The organism is Enterococcus sp. C53 (assembly GCF_040887425.1).
Classification (GTDB): domain Bacteria; phylum Bacillota; class Bacilli; order Lactobacillales; family Enterococcaceae; genus Enterococcus_B; species Enterococcus_B hirae.
The window spans coordinates 62,402-77,973 of the sequence record NZ_JBFOFT010000011.1 but is presented as its reverse complement, the minus strand read 5'-3'; the positions used below and the strand labels follow the sequence as shown (position 1 = coordinate 77,973).

Genomic DNA, 15,572 nt, shown 5'->3' with positions numbered 1-15,572 from the left:
TATTGATTCGTAGCACTTAGTAGCAAATTTTTATTCTTGATTTATAAAAGAGTTACTATGTCTGAGTTTGATGTCTGATGTCAAACTCAGACGTAGTTTTTTCTTGTATAAATATTTAGTTATTCCAAGCTACGATTCAACTAAAATTTCTAAACGCGTCACATATTCTTCTGGCTTATTCGTTTCGTGAAAATCAATTAGATAAGATTCATAAAATGGACTGGCTCTATGAAGCGAATGGGTAGTCAGGTAGTTCATGATGGTAGCAATTCCTTTCTTCCTTTGTTCATAGTCACCTTTAAAACTATAACTAAGATAATTTCCAGCAGGGAGTATCTCAGCATCCTCATTTTTAATCGTAAGGTCAGGACAAAAATAAAATACTTGATAGGTAAAAGGATCTTCCTCTAAATGGATGATACTACCAAAAAGATTTTGATTATTAGTGCTTAATAAAGGTTCGTATTTTTTATGAAGTTCTTTTAACGAAAAGTCGATTTGTTCATCCGTTGCAACCGTAGAAGCTTTAAGAATCAGTCTTTTCGGTTGCTGCACTAATAGCACTTCTTGATAGTCTATGCTTTCTGCTTCTTCAATTAACTGGACACGTTCGATTAATAGTTCGATTTTTTTTTGTGAGTCACTGATGAGTTGATGAAGTGCCTCGATTTCAAAAGCTAATAATTCTTTTGTCTTGCTGATTTCTTTTTGCTTCAAATAATCGGCGATCTCAGTAATGGAGACATCAAAATAACGTAGGTCACGGATGGTATTCAGTTGTTCAATGTGTTCGTAAGAATAATTTCGATAGCCATTTTCATCATAATCCGGTGTAATCAAACCTAATTTTTCATAATAGCGTAAAGTATGGGCTGTAATATCATAGAGCTTTGCTAATTCATTGATTTTCAAATCATCACTTCCATTGATCAGTCATTTTAAGTAAGGTTATTTTACTACGAAACGTGGGGGAAATGTGAATGGAATTGATTTTTTTATTCTACATAGATAGATTTGCTTAAATTTTTCTTGACCTTAGAGTCACTCTAACCTTTATGATTTGATCAGTAAGAATTATTGGAGGAAAAAAATGAAAGAATGGTACACCTTATCAATCATAGAAATCAAAGAAAAATTAATGGTAAAAAAAGCAATGAACGAACAAGAAAGGAACGAACGACAACTTAAGTATGGAAGAAACGTCTTAGAAAATGGTATTAAAGTTCCAGAATGGAAAAAATTTCTTTCTTACTTTCATGATGCACTGATGTACATTTTATTAGGAGCTGCGATCGTTAAGCTTTTTACAGGCGCATATATTGAAGGCAGTATGATTTTTTTAGTTGTTTTCTTAAATGCGCTGATCGGCTATTTACAAGAACGAAAGGCAGCTTCATCTTTAGACAGCATTGCGGAATTACTTAGTGAAAAAGCAGTCATCATCGAAAAGGGACAGCAAAAAGAGATTGCACCAGCTGATTTAGTGGTGGGGGATCAAATCGTATTAGCTGCTGGAGATATCGTTTCTGCAGATGTTCGTTTGAGTGAAACGTTCAACTTACAAATTGATGAAGCAATTCTTACTGGAGAAACCCATGCGATCCAAAAGACGACCGACCCGTTACCGCTAGAGACTCCTTTAGCGGAACAAACGAATATGGCTTTTTCTGGGACTAAAGTGGAATCAGGCAGAGGAATAGGGATCGTAGTCGCTGTCGGAACTGCTACAGAAATTGGAAAAATCAGCACTTCATTAGGGTCGATCACAGAACAAGAAACACCGTTATTGAAGAAAATCAAAGAAATGAATACTAGTATATTTAAAGGAATCGCTGCGTTGATTTTATTGTTAGCTACCGTATCCTACTTTTATTATGGCATGACTTGGGGCTATATAGCGACGGCTGTCATTGCCTTGATCGTGTCTTCTATCCCAGAAGGACTTCCTTCGATCTTAACGATTATTTTATCTTCGGGTGTCAATCGAATGGCAAAGAAACAAGCAATCGTCAAAAATCTACCCACAGTTGAAACGTTAGGGGCAATGACAGTAATTTGTTCAGATAAAACAGGAACACTGACTAAAAATGAAATGACATTGGTTAGCTTAGCGACTAGAGAAGCGAACCATGGGGTGGAAATGCTTGAAGAAAAAAACTGGACCAAAAATGAGACTTGGCTTGTTGAAGCGATGCATAATTGTCAAGAAACCCAACTAACTCAAGGAGTATGTCCAACTTCAGGTAATGCCACGGAATTAGCTTTATTAAAATGGACCAATCAACAACCGATCGAACTTTATCCAGTCGTTGATAAAATCCCTTTCGACTCAGCTTACAAATATATGGCGACCGTCCATGAGATTGCAGGAAAAAGGATCTTATTTGTGAAAGGTGCGCCAGATGTTTTACTGAATAAAGTGCAATATGAACTGGGATCAGATGGAAGACAACAACAGATAGATCATGCTATGTGGTTACAAAAAAACGAACAATTAGCGCAAACAGGCCAACGTGTCTTAGCGTTTGCAATGAAAGAGTTAAAGGATCGTGAATTGTCACATGAAGAATTAACGAATGAGCTGGTGATGATTGGACTTAGTGGCATCATTGATCCACCAAAGGAATCAGCTATTGCTTCAGTCAAGGAAATGCAACAAGCAGGGATCAGAGTAAAAATGATCACTGGCGATCATCAAGCAACAGCAAAAGCGATCGCTGAGGAATTAGGTTTAAAAAATGCTAAATCGGCGATTACGGGAACGGAACTAGTTCAATTGACAGAAGAAGAATGGAAGATCGCTGTCCGTGAGAATGATGTTTTTGCCAGGACGACACCTGAACATAAATTGGCTATTGTGACCTATCTCCAAGAACAAGATGAAATTGTTGGAATGACTGGGGACGGCGTTAATGATGCGCCAGCTTTGAAAAAAGCCGATGTCGGGATCGCTATGGGAATCAAAGGGAGCGATGTTAGCAAACAGGCAGCAGACATGGTGTTGGTAGATGATAATTTTGAGACCATTGCAAAAGCCGTGAAAGAAGGACGACGTATTTTTGATAATTTGAAAAAGACGATTCTCTTTTATTTGCCAACTTGTTTAGCCCAAGGATTACTATTGCTCTTTTCATTGGTAGGAAATTTCCCATTACCTTTAACTACTGTACAAATCTTGTGGTTAAATCTAGTCGCTTCGATCACCCTTTCATACGCATTGGGTTTTGAAAAAGCAGATCAAGATGTTATGAATCGTCCACCGAGACCAATTGACGAAAAAATCCTATCAAAATATGCACTTTTGCGTATTTTATATGTTGGGATCATCATGACTATTTTAGGGTTTGTTGCAATGGATTTTGTTCCTGCTGAAGCGAAACAAACCGTTCTGATCAATGCGATGGTTTTTGGACAAGCCTTCTACATGGTTAATTGTCGAAGAGTGACTGAATTTAGTCTGACAAAAGATCTTTTTGAAAATCGGGCATTACTCTATTCGATTGGAGCGATGATCCTCTTACAAGGATTGATGTTAGTGTTCCCACCATTAAAAATTGCGATTGGGACAGTTTCGTTGACTGTCCAAGAAGCAAGCATCAGTTTACTACCTGGATTGGTTTTATTCCTTCTTGTTGAATTAGAGAAAGCTTTTGTAGGGATGACGGTAAAATCAACTCAAAAACTAGATGCATGAGCCATTTTCTTTTTAAAGAAAAGAAGCGAACAAAAATAATAAACGATCGCATCAAAGTTCTTTTGTTGCCGGTGGGGTGTCCGCCCCACTGGCTAAATCGTCATTGGGAAATTGGTAAAACAAAATTATCGATCAAACTATACAGAAAGTTATTCTATTGGTATGATAGAACAAAACAGAGGAGGAGGCGATTACATGATTGGAGGGGTGGCATTAGAGACGATTTATTGGTATACACTTTTAACTTGTGCGGGGATTGCAGTTTTTCTGCTAGTCTTTGGAGATATTTTTGATTTCGATGGTCCAATTGACCCGATACTCATTGTCCCTTGGCTAACTTTTACCAGCCTGTTTGGGTATTTAGGAGAACGCTTAACAGAATTAGATTCGCTGTTTCTATTGATTTCAAGTGGGGCGATTGCAACTGTTTTAGTGTTTTTGCTCAATTTTTATGTCCGAATGCCGATGAAAAATGCTGAAAGTACGTTGTCGGCATCAGAAAAAACTCTTGAAGGACAGATGGCGATCGTAGTTACACCCATACCATTAAAAGGGATGGGGGAGATCCAATTAAAAAGTGTGACTGGTTCGATTACGCGACCTGCATGCTTTTATGCCCCACAAAGTTCACCAGCTAAGCAAGGAGAACAGGTCTTGATCATTGAAGTAAAAGAAAGAGTTTGTTATGTAACGCCTTATGAAGGCATGCTAAAAATATGAAGGAGTGTATAAGAAATGGAAATATCAGGAGTTTATTTCGCAATTGCTATTGCAGTCTTGATCATTTTAATGTTACTGATCGTCTTTGTAGCAAAATATCAAACTGCCAAACCAGATGAAGCATTAATTATTAGCGGGAGTTATTTAGGCAGTAAAAATGTCCACGCAGATGAAAGTAATAATAAAATCAAAATCGTTCGTGGTGGCGGGGCATTTGTTTTACCAGTTTTCCAACGCTCGAATCGGATCAGTCTCTTGTCAAGCAAGTTAGATGTTTCGACGCCAGAAGTCTATACTGAACAAGGGGTACCAGTGATGTGTGATGGCACCTCGATCATCAAGATTGGTTCTTCAGTGGAAGAAATTGCGACTGCTGCAGAACAGTTTCTAGGTAAAACACGTGAGGAACTTGAAAATGAAGCAAGAGAAGTTTTGGAAGGGCATCTTCGTTCCATTTTGGGTTCCATGACTGTAGAAGAAATTTATCAAAACCGCGACAAATTTAGTCAAAGCGTTCAAGAAGTGGCATCTGTTGATTTAGCGAAAATGGGATTGATCATTGTTTCGTTTACGATCAAAGAAGTTCGTGATAAAAACGGTTACTTAGATTCTTTAGGGAAACCACGGATCGCCCAAGTGAAACGTGACGCAGATATTGCGGAAGCAGAAGCGTTAAAAGAAACACGTATTAAAAAAGCAGAAGCTGAAAAAGATTCTCAAGCAGCGGAACTACAAAGACAGACGGAAATTGCAGAATCAATCAAAGAAAAAGAATTAAAACTAGCTTCTTACAAGCAAGAACAAGATATTGCAAAAGCCAAAGCAGACCAAGCCTATAACTTGGAAAGCGCTCGGGCGCAACAACATGTTGTTGAACAAGAAATGGAAGTAAAAGTCATTGAACGACAAAAACAAATTGAATTAGAAGAAAAAGAAATCATTCGTCGTGAGAAACAATACGATTCAGAAGTGAAGAAAAAAGCCGATGCGGATCGTTATGCCAAAGAACAAGAAGCACAAGCTCAAAAGGTAAAAGAAGTAACTGAAGCCGAAGCTGAACAATTCCGCGTTGAAGCACTGGCACAAGCCGAAGCCAATAAAACCCGGTTAGCTGGTCAAGCGGAAGCGGAAGCGACTTTAGCCAAAGGAGCGGCCGAAGCTGAAGCCAAAGCCAAAATCGCAGATGCGTTCAAAGAATATGGTGAAGCAGCGGTCTTGAGTATGGTAATCGAGATGTTACCACAATTAATGAAAGAAGCAGCACAACCATTAGGAAACATTGAGAAAATCTCAGTGGTTGATACCAGTAACGGGTCAAGCGAAAATGGCGGAGCGAACCGGGTGACTAACTATGCTACCAATCTCTTAGCTTCCACTCAAGAAACGTTGAAAGAAACAACAGGATTAGATATCAAAGACATTATCGAAAATCTCTCTAATCGTGGAACGATGAAACAAGTTAATCTCTATGAAAACGGGGAACAACCCGATCAAGCAGAATAATTATCGCTAAAATTAGTTAGAAAAATAAACAAACCAGTTTCTTTCATGTTGAAGAGACTGGTTTGTTTATTTATGTATTAGCTATTTTTGTGTTTTTTGATCTGTTCTTCGACTTCTGCCAAATTTTCTCTAAGCAACGCTTCTTTTTTTTGCAGCTCAACTAAGTCTTCTACAAGCTCTTCTTTCTTTTCTGTCTCAGGTGGACGGAGAAAGAAATTGATTCCGATGGCGATAAAGGTTCCAATGAATGTGTCTAAGACTCGTTGGATCGCATATAAAGAGGATTCGCCTTGGGGAACGCTCAGGGCAATCAACAACAAAGTGGCGATTGCTGAGATGATCCCAGAATTATTATTGATTCCGTCAGATACCACGATGACGATGACCACTAGAACCGGCAGCAGAAATAATTCCACTAAAAAATCATTGTGAAAATAGTTCTTTACTAAAAAATAGATGATTCCGAGAAAGCCGCCGATTGAATTGCCAATGATTCTTGAACGACCAAAGGAAACAGTAGTGGTTAAATCTTGGCGCAAGGAAAAAACAGCTGACAATGCAGCAATCATCGGTAGTCCTCGATCAGTGACGTGGAAAAATAAAATACATAAAAAAACTGCTAATGCGCTTTTTATTGTTCGCATTCCTAAACGAAAACGGCCAAATTCCATCGCTTATTCTCCTTTTAGTCCTTTTTAATAGGATAACGAACTTTTAAAGAGATTGCTAGTTTTTAGCTAAGTCTTTTAGTATAATTCTAAGAAAAGAGAGGGGTTGCTTATGCGTATCGGAATGAGGACCGTGAAAACAGTGGTTAGTAGTATGTTGTCCATGGTTACCGCTCAAATGTTTTCATTATTGTTTTGGCCTTCAGCAGGAATCATTGCTTTGTTAAGTGTGGGCAACACGAAACGTTCAACTTTAAGAACTGGGATGTTAAGGATTACGGCATTTATTTTAGCAACTGTGATTGCTTTTATTAGTTTTTTTATTTTTGATTATACGATCTTGGGGTTTGGCTTGTTCCTACTACTGTTTATTCCTCTGACTGTTGGGTTAAAATTGACGGATGGAATTGTCGTAAATTCTGTGCTAGTCACACACTATTTAAGTGAAAAAAATATGAGTTGGTCGTTGATCGGTAATGCAGCAAGTTTAATGGCTATCGGTGTCTTTTTTGCATTAGTAGCGAATATCTATATGCCGGATATCAAAAAACAGCTACAAAAAAATCAACAATTGATCGAAGAAGAGTTTCGTATCATTTTAAACAACATGGCTGATTTCCTACTGACTGGAAGAAATACCAACAATCAACTGCTTTGTGATAAATTGTTGGCTTTCGTAAGAGAAAGTCAGAGCGATGCTAGGAAGTACCAAGAGAATTACTGGGTGAAACAAACGCAATACTATGAAACGTATTTTTCCATGCGTCGAACCCAAATCAACGTGATCAAAGATATGCAGGGGAATCTGGATCGAATCCAAGACCCGGTTCCTTATGGCAAGCATATTTACGGCTTGTTGGTTTATACTGCAGAAACTTTTTCCGAAAAAAATGATGGAAAAGAATTATTGAAGCGGATTGAAGAAGTCTACGAACTATATCGGGACATGGCTATGCCCAAAGAACGTTTAGAATTTGAAGATCGAGCAGAATTGTTTCAATTTTTGCAATCCTTTAAGAGCTTTATTGAAATCAAAGCGGAATTTTCGCAACAATCGATTGGTTAAATTATTCAGTTCAATGAATGAAATAAAGAGAAGCTGTTTAAGCATTGGGGATGTCTCCGTTGCTTAAACAGCTTTTCATGTTTTTGAAAAATTCCAGCTTATTTCAAGGAGCTTATTTTTGCCAAAGTTTTTGCATCCCATCAAGGATTTCGATGACATCGTGGGTCAGAAACAACGAACGGTTAGGGAGTTCGCCTTTAATAGTTTTGACCATATTTTCGATTTCATAATTCATGGCTTGCGCGGTGCTGCCGCTTTCGATCCATTCTTTTGTCCCGTCATTGAAGATGATCTCCGCACGATCCGCGCGAGGGTAATCGGTGATGGTGATATAGCCTTCTTTAAAGGCAACGATTCCCACTTTAGGCATTTTGGCTTGGAAAGTCAGACTGATCGTTGCTAACTCATTTTCTTTATTCCTTAAAATAGTCACTGACTGTTCATCCACACCTGTTTCAAATGGTACCATTGTTGATGCAATAACTTCTGGTTGAGAGCTCAAAAAGAAACGAGCAAACGAGACGGCATATGTCCCAATATCTAATAAAGCACCACCAGCTAATTCAGGATTGAAAAAGCGATTGGTTGGGTCGGGATCTTTATAGCTGCCAAATGGTGCTTGAATCATTTTTAATGCCCCAAGCTTGTTTGTATCGATCAAAGAACGTAACTGTTGATACAATGGCATATTGAAAATCGTCATCGCTTCTGCTAACACTAGATTCTTTTCTTCTGCTAATTTCATTGCTTCGGTCAGTTCTTTTTTATTCATGGTGATCGCTTTTTCACATAAAACATGCTTATTCGCTGCTAATGCTTCCATGATATGTTGACTATGTTGACGATTGGGAACGGCAATATAAATAATATCGATTTCTTGGTCATTAAGCATTTCTTGATAACTACCATATGCTTTAGGAATATGATAGCGTTGTGCAAATGCTTCTGCTTTATCTATTGTTCGTGAAGCAACTGCTGCCAACTCGCTTGTTTCTTGGTCAAAATGTTCCGCAAACTCATGTGCAATATTTCCTAAGCCAATGATTCCCCATTGATACTTTTTCATACTTCAAAACTCCTTCTCGTGTTATATTTAATATAGTGAATGAAATGAAAAAATGCCATTGTCCTTGTTTAATTATACCAAATGAATCGTTAAAATTTGTGTTAGAGTACTTTAATAAGAAAAAGTAAAGCCGTAGTGAATTTTTTTGAAATTTAAGTAAAATGAGTAGAGGGGGAAACTTTTATGCATCAAGTTTATGTTGATTTGATTCTTAGTGTATTACTGGAACAGTACGCAACAGAAAAGAATTTTTTAGAGGACTATTTAGTAATTGACGAAGCGCAGTGGGAAGGCTGGAAACGAGGAGAGAAGAACCTTCCATCTGAAACCATGCAGAAAATCAAAAACCTGTTTACTGATTATGAATGGATGCTTACGCAAAAGATTTTACGACAAACGATCATTTTCCCTGAAAAAAGGACGACTGCAGTGGCAGAGTATAAACAAATCAAAACGAGAATCGCTCAAAAATGGTTAACGGATGGTCCTGCCAAAGTCGAATTGATTCCATTAAAAAACGATCAATATCTTACAGGGTTCCTTGACTTGAAGGTAAGTATTAATTATGATGAATGGGGTTATGACGACATCTTGAACTTTCGATTACCTGCAGACGTTCAAAGACAGATCGAAGGCGAGAAATTGGAACTGTTGGATTGGGTAAACGAGAATTTGGAAGAAACCTATGTTCATGAAAAAAATGAACATAAAAAGGAATGAGAGGATTTTTAAGAGTGAATAAAGTTTTAGGGTTTGGAGCAGTTGTGATCATGGTTGCCGCAATGGGGTACATCTTTGTAAGCGAGCAACACATGAAATCTGACGTCCAAGCAGAAAATCAAACAACTGAACAAGTAACCAAACAGACAACAAAGAGTTCCAAAGAAACTAAAGTGAAGGATTCAACCAAAAAAAGTGAAGATCTACCAAAGGTTCAATCGACCGATTGGGATCTTGTCTTGGTAGGACCTGATCATAAAATCGAAAAAGAAATCAATGAAGACACGCAACTGGCATCACTGCCCAATGGTTATTTGATCGATAAACGTATCGAATCCCATTATGAAGATTTTGCGAAAGCAGCACAATCTGCAGGGTTTCCTTTAGTGATGGTCTCCGCATATCGTTCGGTTGCAGCACAGCAACAGGTGTTTACACAAAATGTCCAAGAAGTGATGAGTAGTCAACATGTTTCAGAAGAAGAGGCGACAGCAATCACGAAACAAACAATCACCGTCCCTGGACATAGCGAACATCATACAGGCTTAGCGGTCGATGTAGTGGATGAAAATTGGTATAATAATTATCCTTCACAGCTTTTAGAGGCAAGTTATGGAGATCAACCAGGGGCAAAATGGATTGCTGAAAATGCGCCTAAATATGGATTTATCATACGTTATCCTAAAGATCGTCAAGATATTACAAAAATCACGTATGAACCATGGCACCTACGTTATGTTGGAGAAGAAAGTGCGGCCTATATTTCGAAACATGATATCACATTAGAAGAATACTTAGAACAATTACAAAAGAAATAGGAGTAGTGAATGGCCAAAAAAAAATGGAAGAAACAAAAACGTAATTCATTACGCTTGATTGCTGTGATTTTTGGTGGAATATTGTTGATGATAGCTTTTGTTCTCTCTTTACGAGGCTTGTCAGCGCCTATTGTTGGGCAAGAACAGAATAACAATGAGGCACAAACACATCAACAATTTATTGATCGATTAGCTCCTCATGCGAAAGAATTACAAACCGGCTATGGCGTTCTCCCAAGTATCATTTTAGGTCAGGCAATTCTTGAATCAAACTGGGGCGAGAGTACGTTAGCCAGTCAATACAATAATCTTTTTGGAATTAAAGCATATGGTGATCAAAAAAAGGTCAATTTAGAAACAAAGGAATTTGTGAATGAAGAATGGGTCACGATCCAAGGAGATTTTCGCGTGTATGATTCATGGGAACAATCGATGGACTCTCACACACAACTTTTTGTGAATGGGGTAGATTGGAATCCAGCATTATATGAAAAAGTGATCACGGCTACGAACTATCGTGAAGCTGCCCAAGCACTGCAAGACGCAGGCTACGCAACTGACCCTTCCTACGCACAAAAAATTATCCAAGTCATTGAAACCTATCACTTGGATCAATATGATCAATAACTATGAAAAAGGGAGTGGCAAGATGGCAGAGCAATTTACCCCTGAAATTATGACCGAGTTACGAAAAGATATCGTTAGAGTACCGGAGGTCATTATGGAGGCAAGTGGTATTAAGATTTTTGGAAAACTGATCCGATCGATTATTTTTACTACTGATATAGCAATTGTCCGGAATACAAATGCAAATGCCGTGATTGCTGTGTACCCATTTACTCCGCATCCTGCAATCACTAAAAGTATTATCGAAGCAGCAGACATTCCAGTATTTTCAGGTGTTGGCGGAGGTCTAACGCAAGGCACGCGCTCTTCTTACATGAGCTTATTCGCTGAAGCGCAAGGATCGTTAGGAGTCGTTTTAAATGCACCCACACCACTTGAAACAGTTCAAGAAGTTTGTCGTGCAGTGGATATCCCAGTGATTAGTACAGTGACATCGAAATATACAGAAATCGATGAAAAATTGGCAGCAGGTATTACGATCATCAATATCAGTGCAGGGAAAGAAACAACTGAAACGGTAAAATTTTTCCGAGAAAAGTATCCGGAACTACCGATTATTGCTACTGGTGGTCCAACAGATCAAAGCATCTTGGATACGATCAAAGCTGGAGCGAACGCTATTACCTATACTCCTCCAAGTAACGGGGAATTATTTAGTCGTAAAATGGAAAAGTATCGACAACTTGAAAAGCAAGAGGAATCATAATAATCAAAAACAAGTCAAAAAAGAGAAAAAATCGTGGCACTCACGTAAATTCTCTTTTTTCTCTTTATTTCTGTCATAAATACCGAACAACCTTGCTGAGTGAGATCAAAAATATTAGATTTTAGAAAAAAATAGTGAAAGTTGGTTGTCACTTTCTGAAACAGATGTTAAACTGTTTTCATCGTTTGGAACAAAAGCTAACATTAAAAGTGCCAAACAACGATTATGAATGCTTGAACCAATCAACATATTTTATTAAAGCTACTTCTAGACTACTTGAGCAAAATAGATCACTATTTTGTTTCTTAAGAGGATCGAAGGAACGTAGTGATATAGCCCACTTATATATCGTCATGATAAGGATGACAGTTTCTAGCCAGCACCGTAAATGCTGGACTATAAGTGAAAGAGTGTCTTGCACCCTTTTTACTTATTTAGTAAAAGGGTTTTTTTGTTTAAAAAGCAGGCATTTTTGCGTATTTCGCACGAGCTTGAAACCTTGAAAGGGTGATCCATGAGGTCGAATAGTGGTTAGCTTTGATATCAATAAATGAAAAAGGGGAAAATAAAGTGAAAGAATTAGTGGAACGTATTCAAAAAGATGGCCGTGTGCTAGGTGAAGGCGTCTTAAAAGTAGATAGCTTTGTGACGCATCAAGTGGATCCGGTATTAATGGAACAAATAGGCCAACGATTTGCGGAAGTTTTCAAAGATCAAGGAATCACTAAAGTGGTAACGATTGAAGCTTCTGGAATTGCACCAGCTTTATTTGTGGCACAGACATTAAATGTACCAATGATTTTTGCCAGAAAAGCCAAAAGCTTGACGATGGATGAAGAATTGCTGACTACTTCTGTTTATTCCTTTACAAAACAAGTGACTAGTACGATTTCTATCTCTCGTAAATTTTTATCTGCAGAGGACAAGGTTTTAATCATTGATGATTTCTTAGCGAACGGTCAAGCGGCGAAAGGGTTGGTTGAATTGTGCCGCCAAGCAGGTGCAGGAGTCGAAGGGATCGGCATCCTGATTGAAAAATCGTTCCAAGATGGCCGTCAGCTATTAGAAGAAATGGGCTTGAAAGTTGTTTCATTGGCACGAATTGCGGCATTATCCAACGGACAAGTTGAATTTCTTGAGGAGGATGCATAAAGGTGGAGAAAGAAACAAAAAATGGCCAAGCCGCAGTATTAGGTTTACAACATCTCTTAGCAATGTATGCTGGGGCAGTTGCTGTTCCTTTGCTGATCGGTACGGGACTAGGGTTTAATCAAGAGCAAATGACGTACTTGATCTCGATTGATATTTTTATGTGTGGCTTAGCAACATTATTACAATTGACGGTTAATCGTTTTTTTGGTATTGGGTTGCCAGTTGTTTTAGGTTGTGCCATTCAAGCAGTTGCACCACTGATCCTAATTGGGAGCGACCAAGGTGTTGGGGCAATTTATGGTTCGATTATCGCTTCTGGTATTTTTGTTGTTTTAGTGTCTGGATTTTTCTCAAAGATCAAACGATTATTTCCGCCGATCGTGACTGGGACGGTCATTACCGTGATTGGGTTGACGTTGATTCCAGTTGCAATCGAAAAAATGGGCGGTGGCGATTCATCTGCGACTAATTTTGGAAATCAAACCAATTTATTGCTAGCTTTCGTTACAATTGCACTGATCGTCGGAGTACAAATGTTAGCTAAAGGGTTTGTTCGCTCAATTGCTGTACTGATCGGTTTAGTTGGCGGGAGTATTTTAGCTGCTGTACTGGGAATGGTGGATTTAAGTGCGATTGGTCAAGCACCTGTTTTTCACGTGCCTCAACCTTTTTATTTTGGAAAACCAACTTTTGATGTCTGGTCGATCTTGTTGATGATCATTATTTCTATTGTGAGTATGGTAGAGTCAACAGGTGTTTACTTTGCGCTAGGGGATATCACTGGACAAAAAGTGGGCGAAGAAGAATTGAAAAAAGGCTATCGTGCCGAAGGTCTGGCGGTTATTTTAGGTGGGATTTTCAATACTTTCCCTTACACTGGTTTTTCTCAAAATGTTGGGCTAGTCCAACTTTCTGGTATCAAGACAAGAAAACCAATTTATTTCTCTGCAATTTTTTTGATTATTCTTGGATTATTTCCTAAAATAGGTGCTTTAGCACAAATCATTCCAGAGCCAGTTCTAGGTGGCGGTATGTTAGTCATGTTTGGGATGGTTGCTGTTCAAGGTATTCGGATGTTGATGGAAGTTGATTTTACGAATGACAAAAATCTCTTGATTACTGCTGTTTCGATTGGTTTTGGCTTAGGATTCAATATTATGCCGACTTTATTTAGCCAATTACCCCCAACAGTTCAAATGTTTACGGGGAATGGGATCGTCATGAGTAGCGTGACAGCGATCGTTTTGAATCTTGTTTTTAACGGGTTGAAAAAAGATGAAGAGATTATTGAAGAAGCATTAGCAAAAAAATAACTTGAATCGTCCTAAAAATGAGACTGAGACAAAAGTAATATCTTCGAAAAATAAGCAGGGATTGACCAAAAAGTTGAAAAGCAAATTTTGGAAATTCCTGCTTATTTCTTGACGCTAAATACCTTTGTCTCAACCTCGTTCTAGTTTATTTCTTTATGTATACGCTAAAATCAATATTCTATACTTATTATATGCTATTTATGCTATGCAAAAGAGGAACCCCGCTCTGATTTATCTGGTTGTTTACTTTTTTCAGGTTGTTTCCCTTGACTTACAATTTCACTTTGTTTTTCCTTCGCATTTTCTTTTAGATCAATAAATGTACTTTGACCCCTCATTGTTGCAAATTCCTTTTTTTGGTCAGCTAAATTTTGAACTATTTTTATTGAATTCTTAATTTTTTCCGAAAGTATTTTATTCGAATTTTCTAAGTTTGTCAAATCATCCTTGAATTTGGGATCAATTTGTTGGGTTACTTGTGTATTTTTAGATAAATGATTCACCTCATTCATCAAAGTTTTGAGATTCGTTTTTAAAGCATTAAGCTCAGCCTGTTTTTCTTGACTTATGGGTAACATTTTATCTATTGCTGCTTCACTCTCCATTATATATGCTGCTTTATCTACAGATATCGTACTCAATTCTTTATTATAAGTTACTATATTTTGATCTTTTGTGTCTAATTTTTTCGTTAAATCTCTCTTCTCTCCTGTAAAATACACTATAATTTTATTGAAAAATGACGAATTATCTATTTCATTTATTTGATTTTTTATGTTCTTTCGGCTCTCTTTTTCATTACTTAATTTATCTTGGATTCTAGACTCTTTTTTATCTAGCAGGGACATTTTATGTTTATTATCTTTAACATACTGCACAGTGTTTGTGATTTCCTCAAATTGGTTTTCTTTGAGTTTTCCATTTTTATCAGGACTGTTAGTCGTTAAGTTATTGTATTTTGCTTCTAACTGGTTGTTTGACTTTTTAAAATTGTCCATATACACCTTAATTTTTTTATCATCAGGTTCTTCTCTTTGTTCTCTCAGTGCTTGTAACGTGCCCAAATTAGCCGCTGCTTGTTCTGTCTCTTTCGCTTTTTGCTGTCGTTGTACTTTGGGTTTATTTATGTTTTCCATATGATTGTATCTGTTTTTGGCATATTTAAGTTTTTCTGATATTTTTAATGCTTCATTGCCAAAAGGATCGGATATCCGAGCATGCTGCATTTCCAATTTATACACTTGTACTTTTGCTTCATCTATTTCTTTTGCGCTAAATGCTGATTGATCCTTTTCTTCTTGATGATGACTTTTCATATATTCCAAGCATTTATTTTCTTTTTCGTAGTTTTCTTTCGCCACTTTGCTCGCTGATGAATATTCATGTTTCACATTAAGGGCTTGTTTTGCTTTTTCAGTTATTTTTCTTTGACTGTTAATCTCATCTTTTGTAAAGTGAAACCCTTCATACCATTCTTTCATCTCTTCACTCCTCTATTTTTATTCATAGTTCAATCTTA

14 protein-coding genes and 1 riboswitch are annotated in these 15,572 nt (G+C 37.6%); of the genes, 10 read left to right on the top strand and 4 right to left on the bottom strand.

Annotation, left to right across the window (positions count from 1 at the left end; translation table 11 throughout):
- Positions 1-129 precede the first annotated feature (129 nt).
- The gene (locus tag AB3I42_RS12600) at positions 130-912 is read right to left on the bottom strand and encodes a MerR family transcriptional regulator (protein WP_010719404.1); all 783 of its coding nucleotides are present in this window, start codon (positions 910-912) and stop codon (positions 130-132) included.
- A 178-nt stretch (positions 913-1,090) separates the two neighbouring features.
- Here AB3I42_RS12600 and AB3I42_RS12595 point away from each other — a divergent pair, with 178 nt between their 5' ends.
- The 3 genes from AB3I42_RS12595 (at position 1,091) to AB3I42_RS12585 (ending at position 5,917) form a co-directional block, all read left to right on the top strand.
- Entirely contained in the window at positions 1,091-3,694 is a 2,604-nt protein-coding gene (locus AB3I42_RS12595; protein WP_368022535.1) for an HAD-IC family P-type ATPase, read from the top strand.
- A gap of 195 nt (positions 3,695-3,889) precedes the next feature.
- Positions 3,890-4,414 (top strand): NfeD family protein, encoded by a 525-nt coding sequence (locus AB3I42_RS12590; RefSeq protein WP_010719402.1) that lies wholly within the window; start codon positions 3,890-3,892, stop codon positions 4,412-4,414.
- 15 nt (positions 4,415-4,429) lie between these two features.
- The gene (locus tag AB3I42_RS12585; RefSeq protein WP_131773170.1) at positions 4,430-5,917 is read left to right on the top strand and encodes a flotillin family protein; all 1,488 of its coding nucleotides are present in this window, start codon (positions 4,430-4,432) and stop codon (positions 5,915-5,917) included.
- A gap of 77 nt (positions 5,918-5,994) precedes the next feature.
- Here the strand turns inward: AB3I42_RS12585 and AB3I42_RS12580 are convergent, their stop codons facing one another.
- On the bottom strand, positions 5,995-6,588 hold the full coding sequence (locus AB3I42_RS12580; protein WP_010719400.1) for an aromatic acid exporter family protein: 594 nt from the start codon (positions 6,586-6,588) through the stop codon (positions 5,995-5,997).
- A 109-nt stretch (positions 6,589-6,697) separates the two neighbouring features.
- Here AB3I42_RS12580 and AB3I42_RS12575 point away from each other — a divergent pair, with 109 nt between their 5' ends.
- The gene (locus tag AB3I42_RS12575; protein WP_010737423.1) at positions 6,698-7,651 is read left to right on the top strand and encodes an aromatic acid exporter family protein; all 954 of its coding nucleotides are present in this window, start codon (positions 6,698-6,700) and stop codon (positions 7,649-7,651) included.
- Between the two features lie 112 nt (positions 7,652-7,763).
- On the opposite strand, the gene AB3I42_RS12570 is transcribed toward AB3I42_RS12575, so the two are convergent.
- Positions 7,764-8,717: a Gfo/Idh/MocA family protein gene (locus AB3I42_RS12570; RefSeq protein ID WP_131773169.1), complete on the bottom strand. Its 954-nt coding sequence runs from the start codon at positions 8,715-8,717 to the stop codon at positions 7,764-7,766.
- A 183-nt stretch (positions 8,718-8,900) separates the two neighbouring features.
- Here AB3I42_RS12570 and AB3I42_RS12565 point away from each other — a divergent pair, with 183 nt between their 5' ends.
- The 6 genes from AB3I42_RS12565 (at position 8,901) to AB3I42_RS12540 (ending at position 14,053) form a co-directional block, all read left to right on the top strand.
- Entirely contained in the window at positions 8,901-9,437 is a 537-nt protein-coding gene (locus AB3I42_RS12565; RefSeq protein ID WP_014834723.1) for a hypothetical protein, read from the top strand.
- Between the two features lie 14 nt (positions 9,438-9,451).
- Positions 9,452-10,255, top strand: coding sequence for a D-alanyl-D-alanine carboxypeptidase family protein (locus tag AB3I42_RS12560; RefSeq protein ID WP_010737426.1), 804 nt, complete (start codon positions 9,452-9,454; stop codon positions 10,253-10,255).
- Between the two features lie 9 nt (positions 10,256-10,264).
- The gene (locus AB3I42_RS12555) at positions 10,265-10,882 is read left to right on the top strand and encodes a glycoside hydrolase family 73 protein (RefSeq protein WP_081123448.1); all 618 of its coding nucleotides are present in this window, start codon (positions 10,265-10,267) and stop codon (positions 10,880-10,882) included.
- 22 nt (positions 10,883-10,904) lie between these two features.
- The gene (locus tag AB3I42_RS12550) at positions 10,905-11,588 is read left to right on the top strand and encodes a hypothetical protein (RefSeq protein WP_010737428.1); all 684 of its coding nucleotides are present in this window, start codon (positions 10,905-10,907) and stop codon (positions 11,586-11,588) included.
- A 321-nt stretch (positions 11,589-11,909) separates the two neighbouring features.
- Positions 11,910-12,007, top strand: a riboswitch (purine riboswitch).
- 151 nt (positions 12,008-12,158) lie between these two features.
- Positions 12,159-12,740, top strand: coding sequence for a xanthine phosphoribosyltransferase (locus AB3I42_RS12545; protein ID WP_010719393.1), 582 nt, complete (start codon positions 12,159-12,161; stop codon positions 12,738-12,740).
- 2 nt (positions 12,741-12,742) lie between these two features.
- A complete protein-coding gene (locus AB3I42_RS12540) occupies positions 12,743-14,053 on the top strand; it encodes a nucleobase:cation symporter-2 family protein (RefSeq protein ID WP_010737429.1) in 1,311 nt (436 codons plus the stop codon).
- A 203-nt stretch (positions 14,054-14,256) separates the two neighbouring features.
- Here AB3I42_RS12540 and AB3I42_RS12535 read toward each other — a convergent pair whose 3' ends face one another.
- Positions 14,257-15,534: a hypothetical protein gene (locus AB3I42_RS12535; RefSeq protein ID WP_081125630.1), complete on the bottom strand. Its 1,278-nt coding sequence runs from the start codon at positions 15,532-15,534 to the stop codon at positions 14,257-14,259.
- Between the last annotated feature and the right edge of the window lie 38 nt (positions 15,535-15,572).

What these genes read in the sequence shown, in the direction of transcription:
- AB3I42_RS12550 (WP_010737428.1), top strand. Translation starts at nt 10,905, where the DNA reads ATGGCAGAGCAATTTACCCCTGAAATTATGACCGAGTTACGAAAAGAT.
- AB3I42_RS12580 (WP_010719400.1), bottom strand. Translation starts at nt 6,588, where the DNA reads ATGGAATTTGGCCGTTTTCGTTTAGGAATGCGAACAATAAAAAGCGCA.
- AB3I42_RS12565 (WP_014834723.1), top strand. Translation starts at nt 8,901, where the DNA reads ATGCATCAAGTTTATGTTGATTTGATTCTTAGTGTATTACTGGAACAG.
- AB3I42_RS12555 (WP_081123448.1), top strand. Translation starts at nt 10,265, where the DNA reads ATGGCCAAAAAAAAATGGAAGAAACAAAAACGTAATTCATTACGCTTG.
- AB3I42_RS12595 (WP_368022535.1), top strand. Translation starts at nt 1,091, where the DNA reads ATGAAAGAATGGTACACCTTATCAATCATAGAAATCAAAGAAAAATTA.
- AB3I42_RS12575 (WP_010737423.1), top strand. Translation starts at nt 6,698, where the DNA reads ATGCGTATCGGAATGAGGACCGTGAAAACAGTGGTTAGTAGTATGTTG.
- AB3I42_RS12590 (WP_010719402.1), top strand. Translation starts at nt 3,890, where the DNA reads ATGATTGGAGGGGTGGCATTAGAGACGATTTATTGGTATACACTTTTA.
- AB3I42_RS12535 (WP_081125630.1), bottom strand. Translation starts at nt 15,534, where the DNA reads ATGAAAGAATGGTATGAAGGGTTTCACTTTACAAAAGATGAGATTAAC.
- AB3I42_RS12585 (WP_131773170.1), top strand. Translation starts at nt 4,430, where the DNA reads ATGGAAATATCAGGAGTTTATTTCGCAATTGCTATTGCAGTCTTGATC.
- AB3I42_RS12570 (WP_131773169.1), bottom strand. Translation starts at nt 8,717, where the DNA reads ATGAAAAAGTATCAATGGGGAATCATTGGCTTAGGAAATATTGCACAT.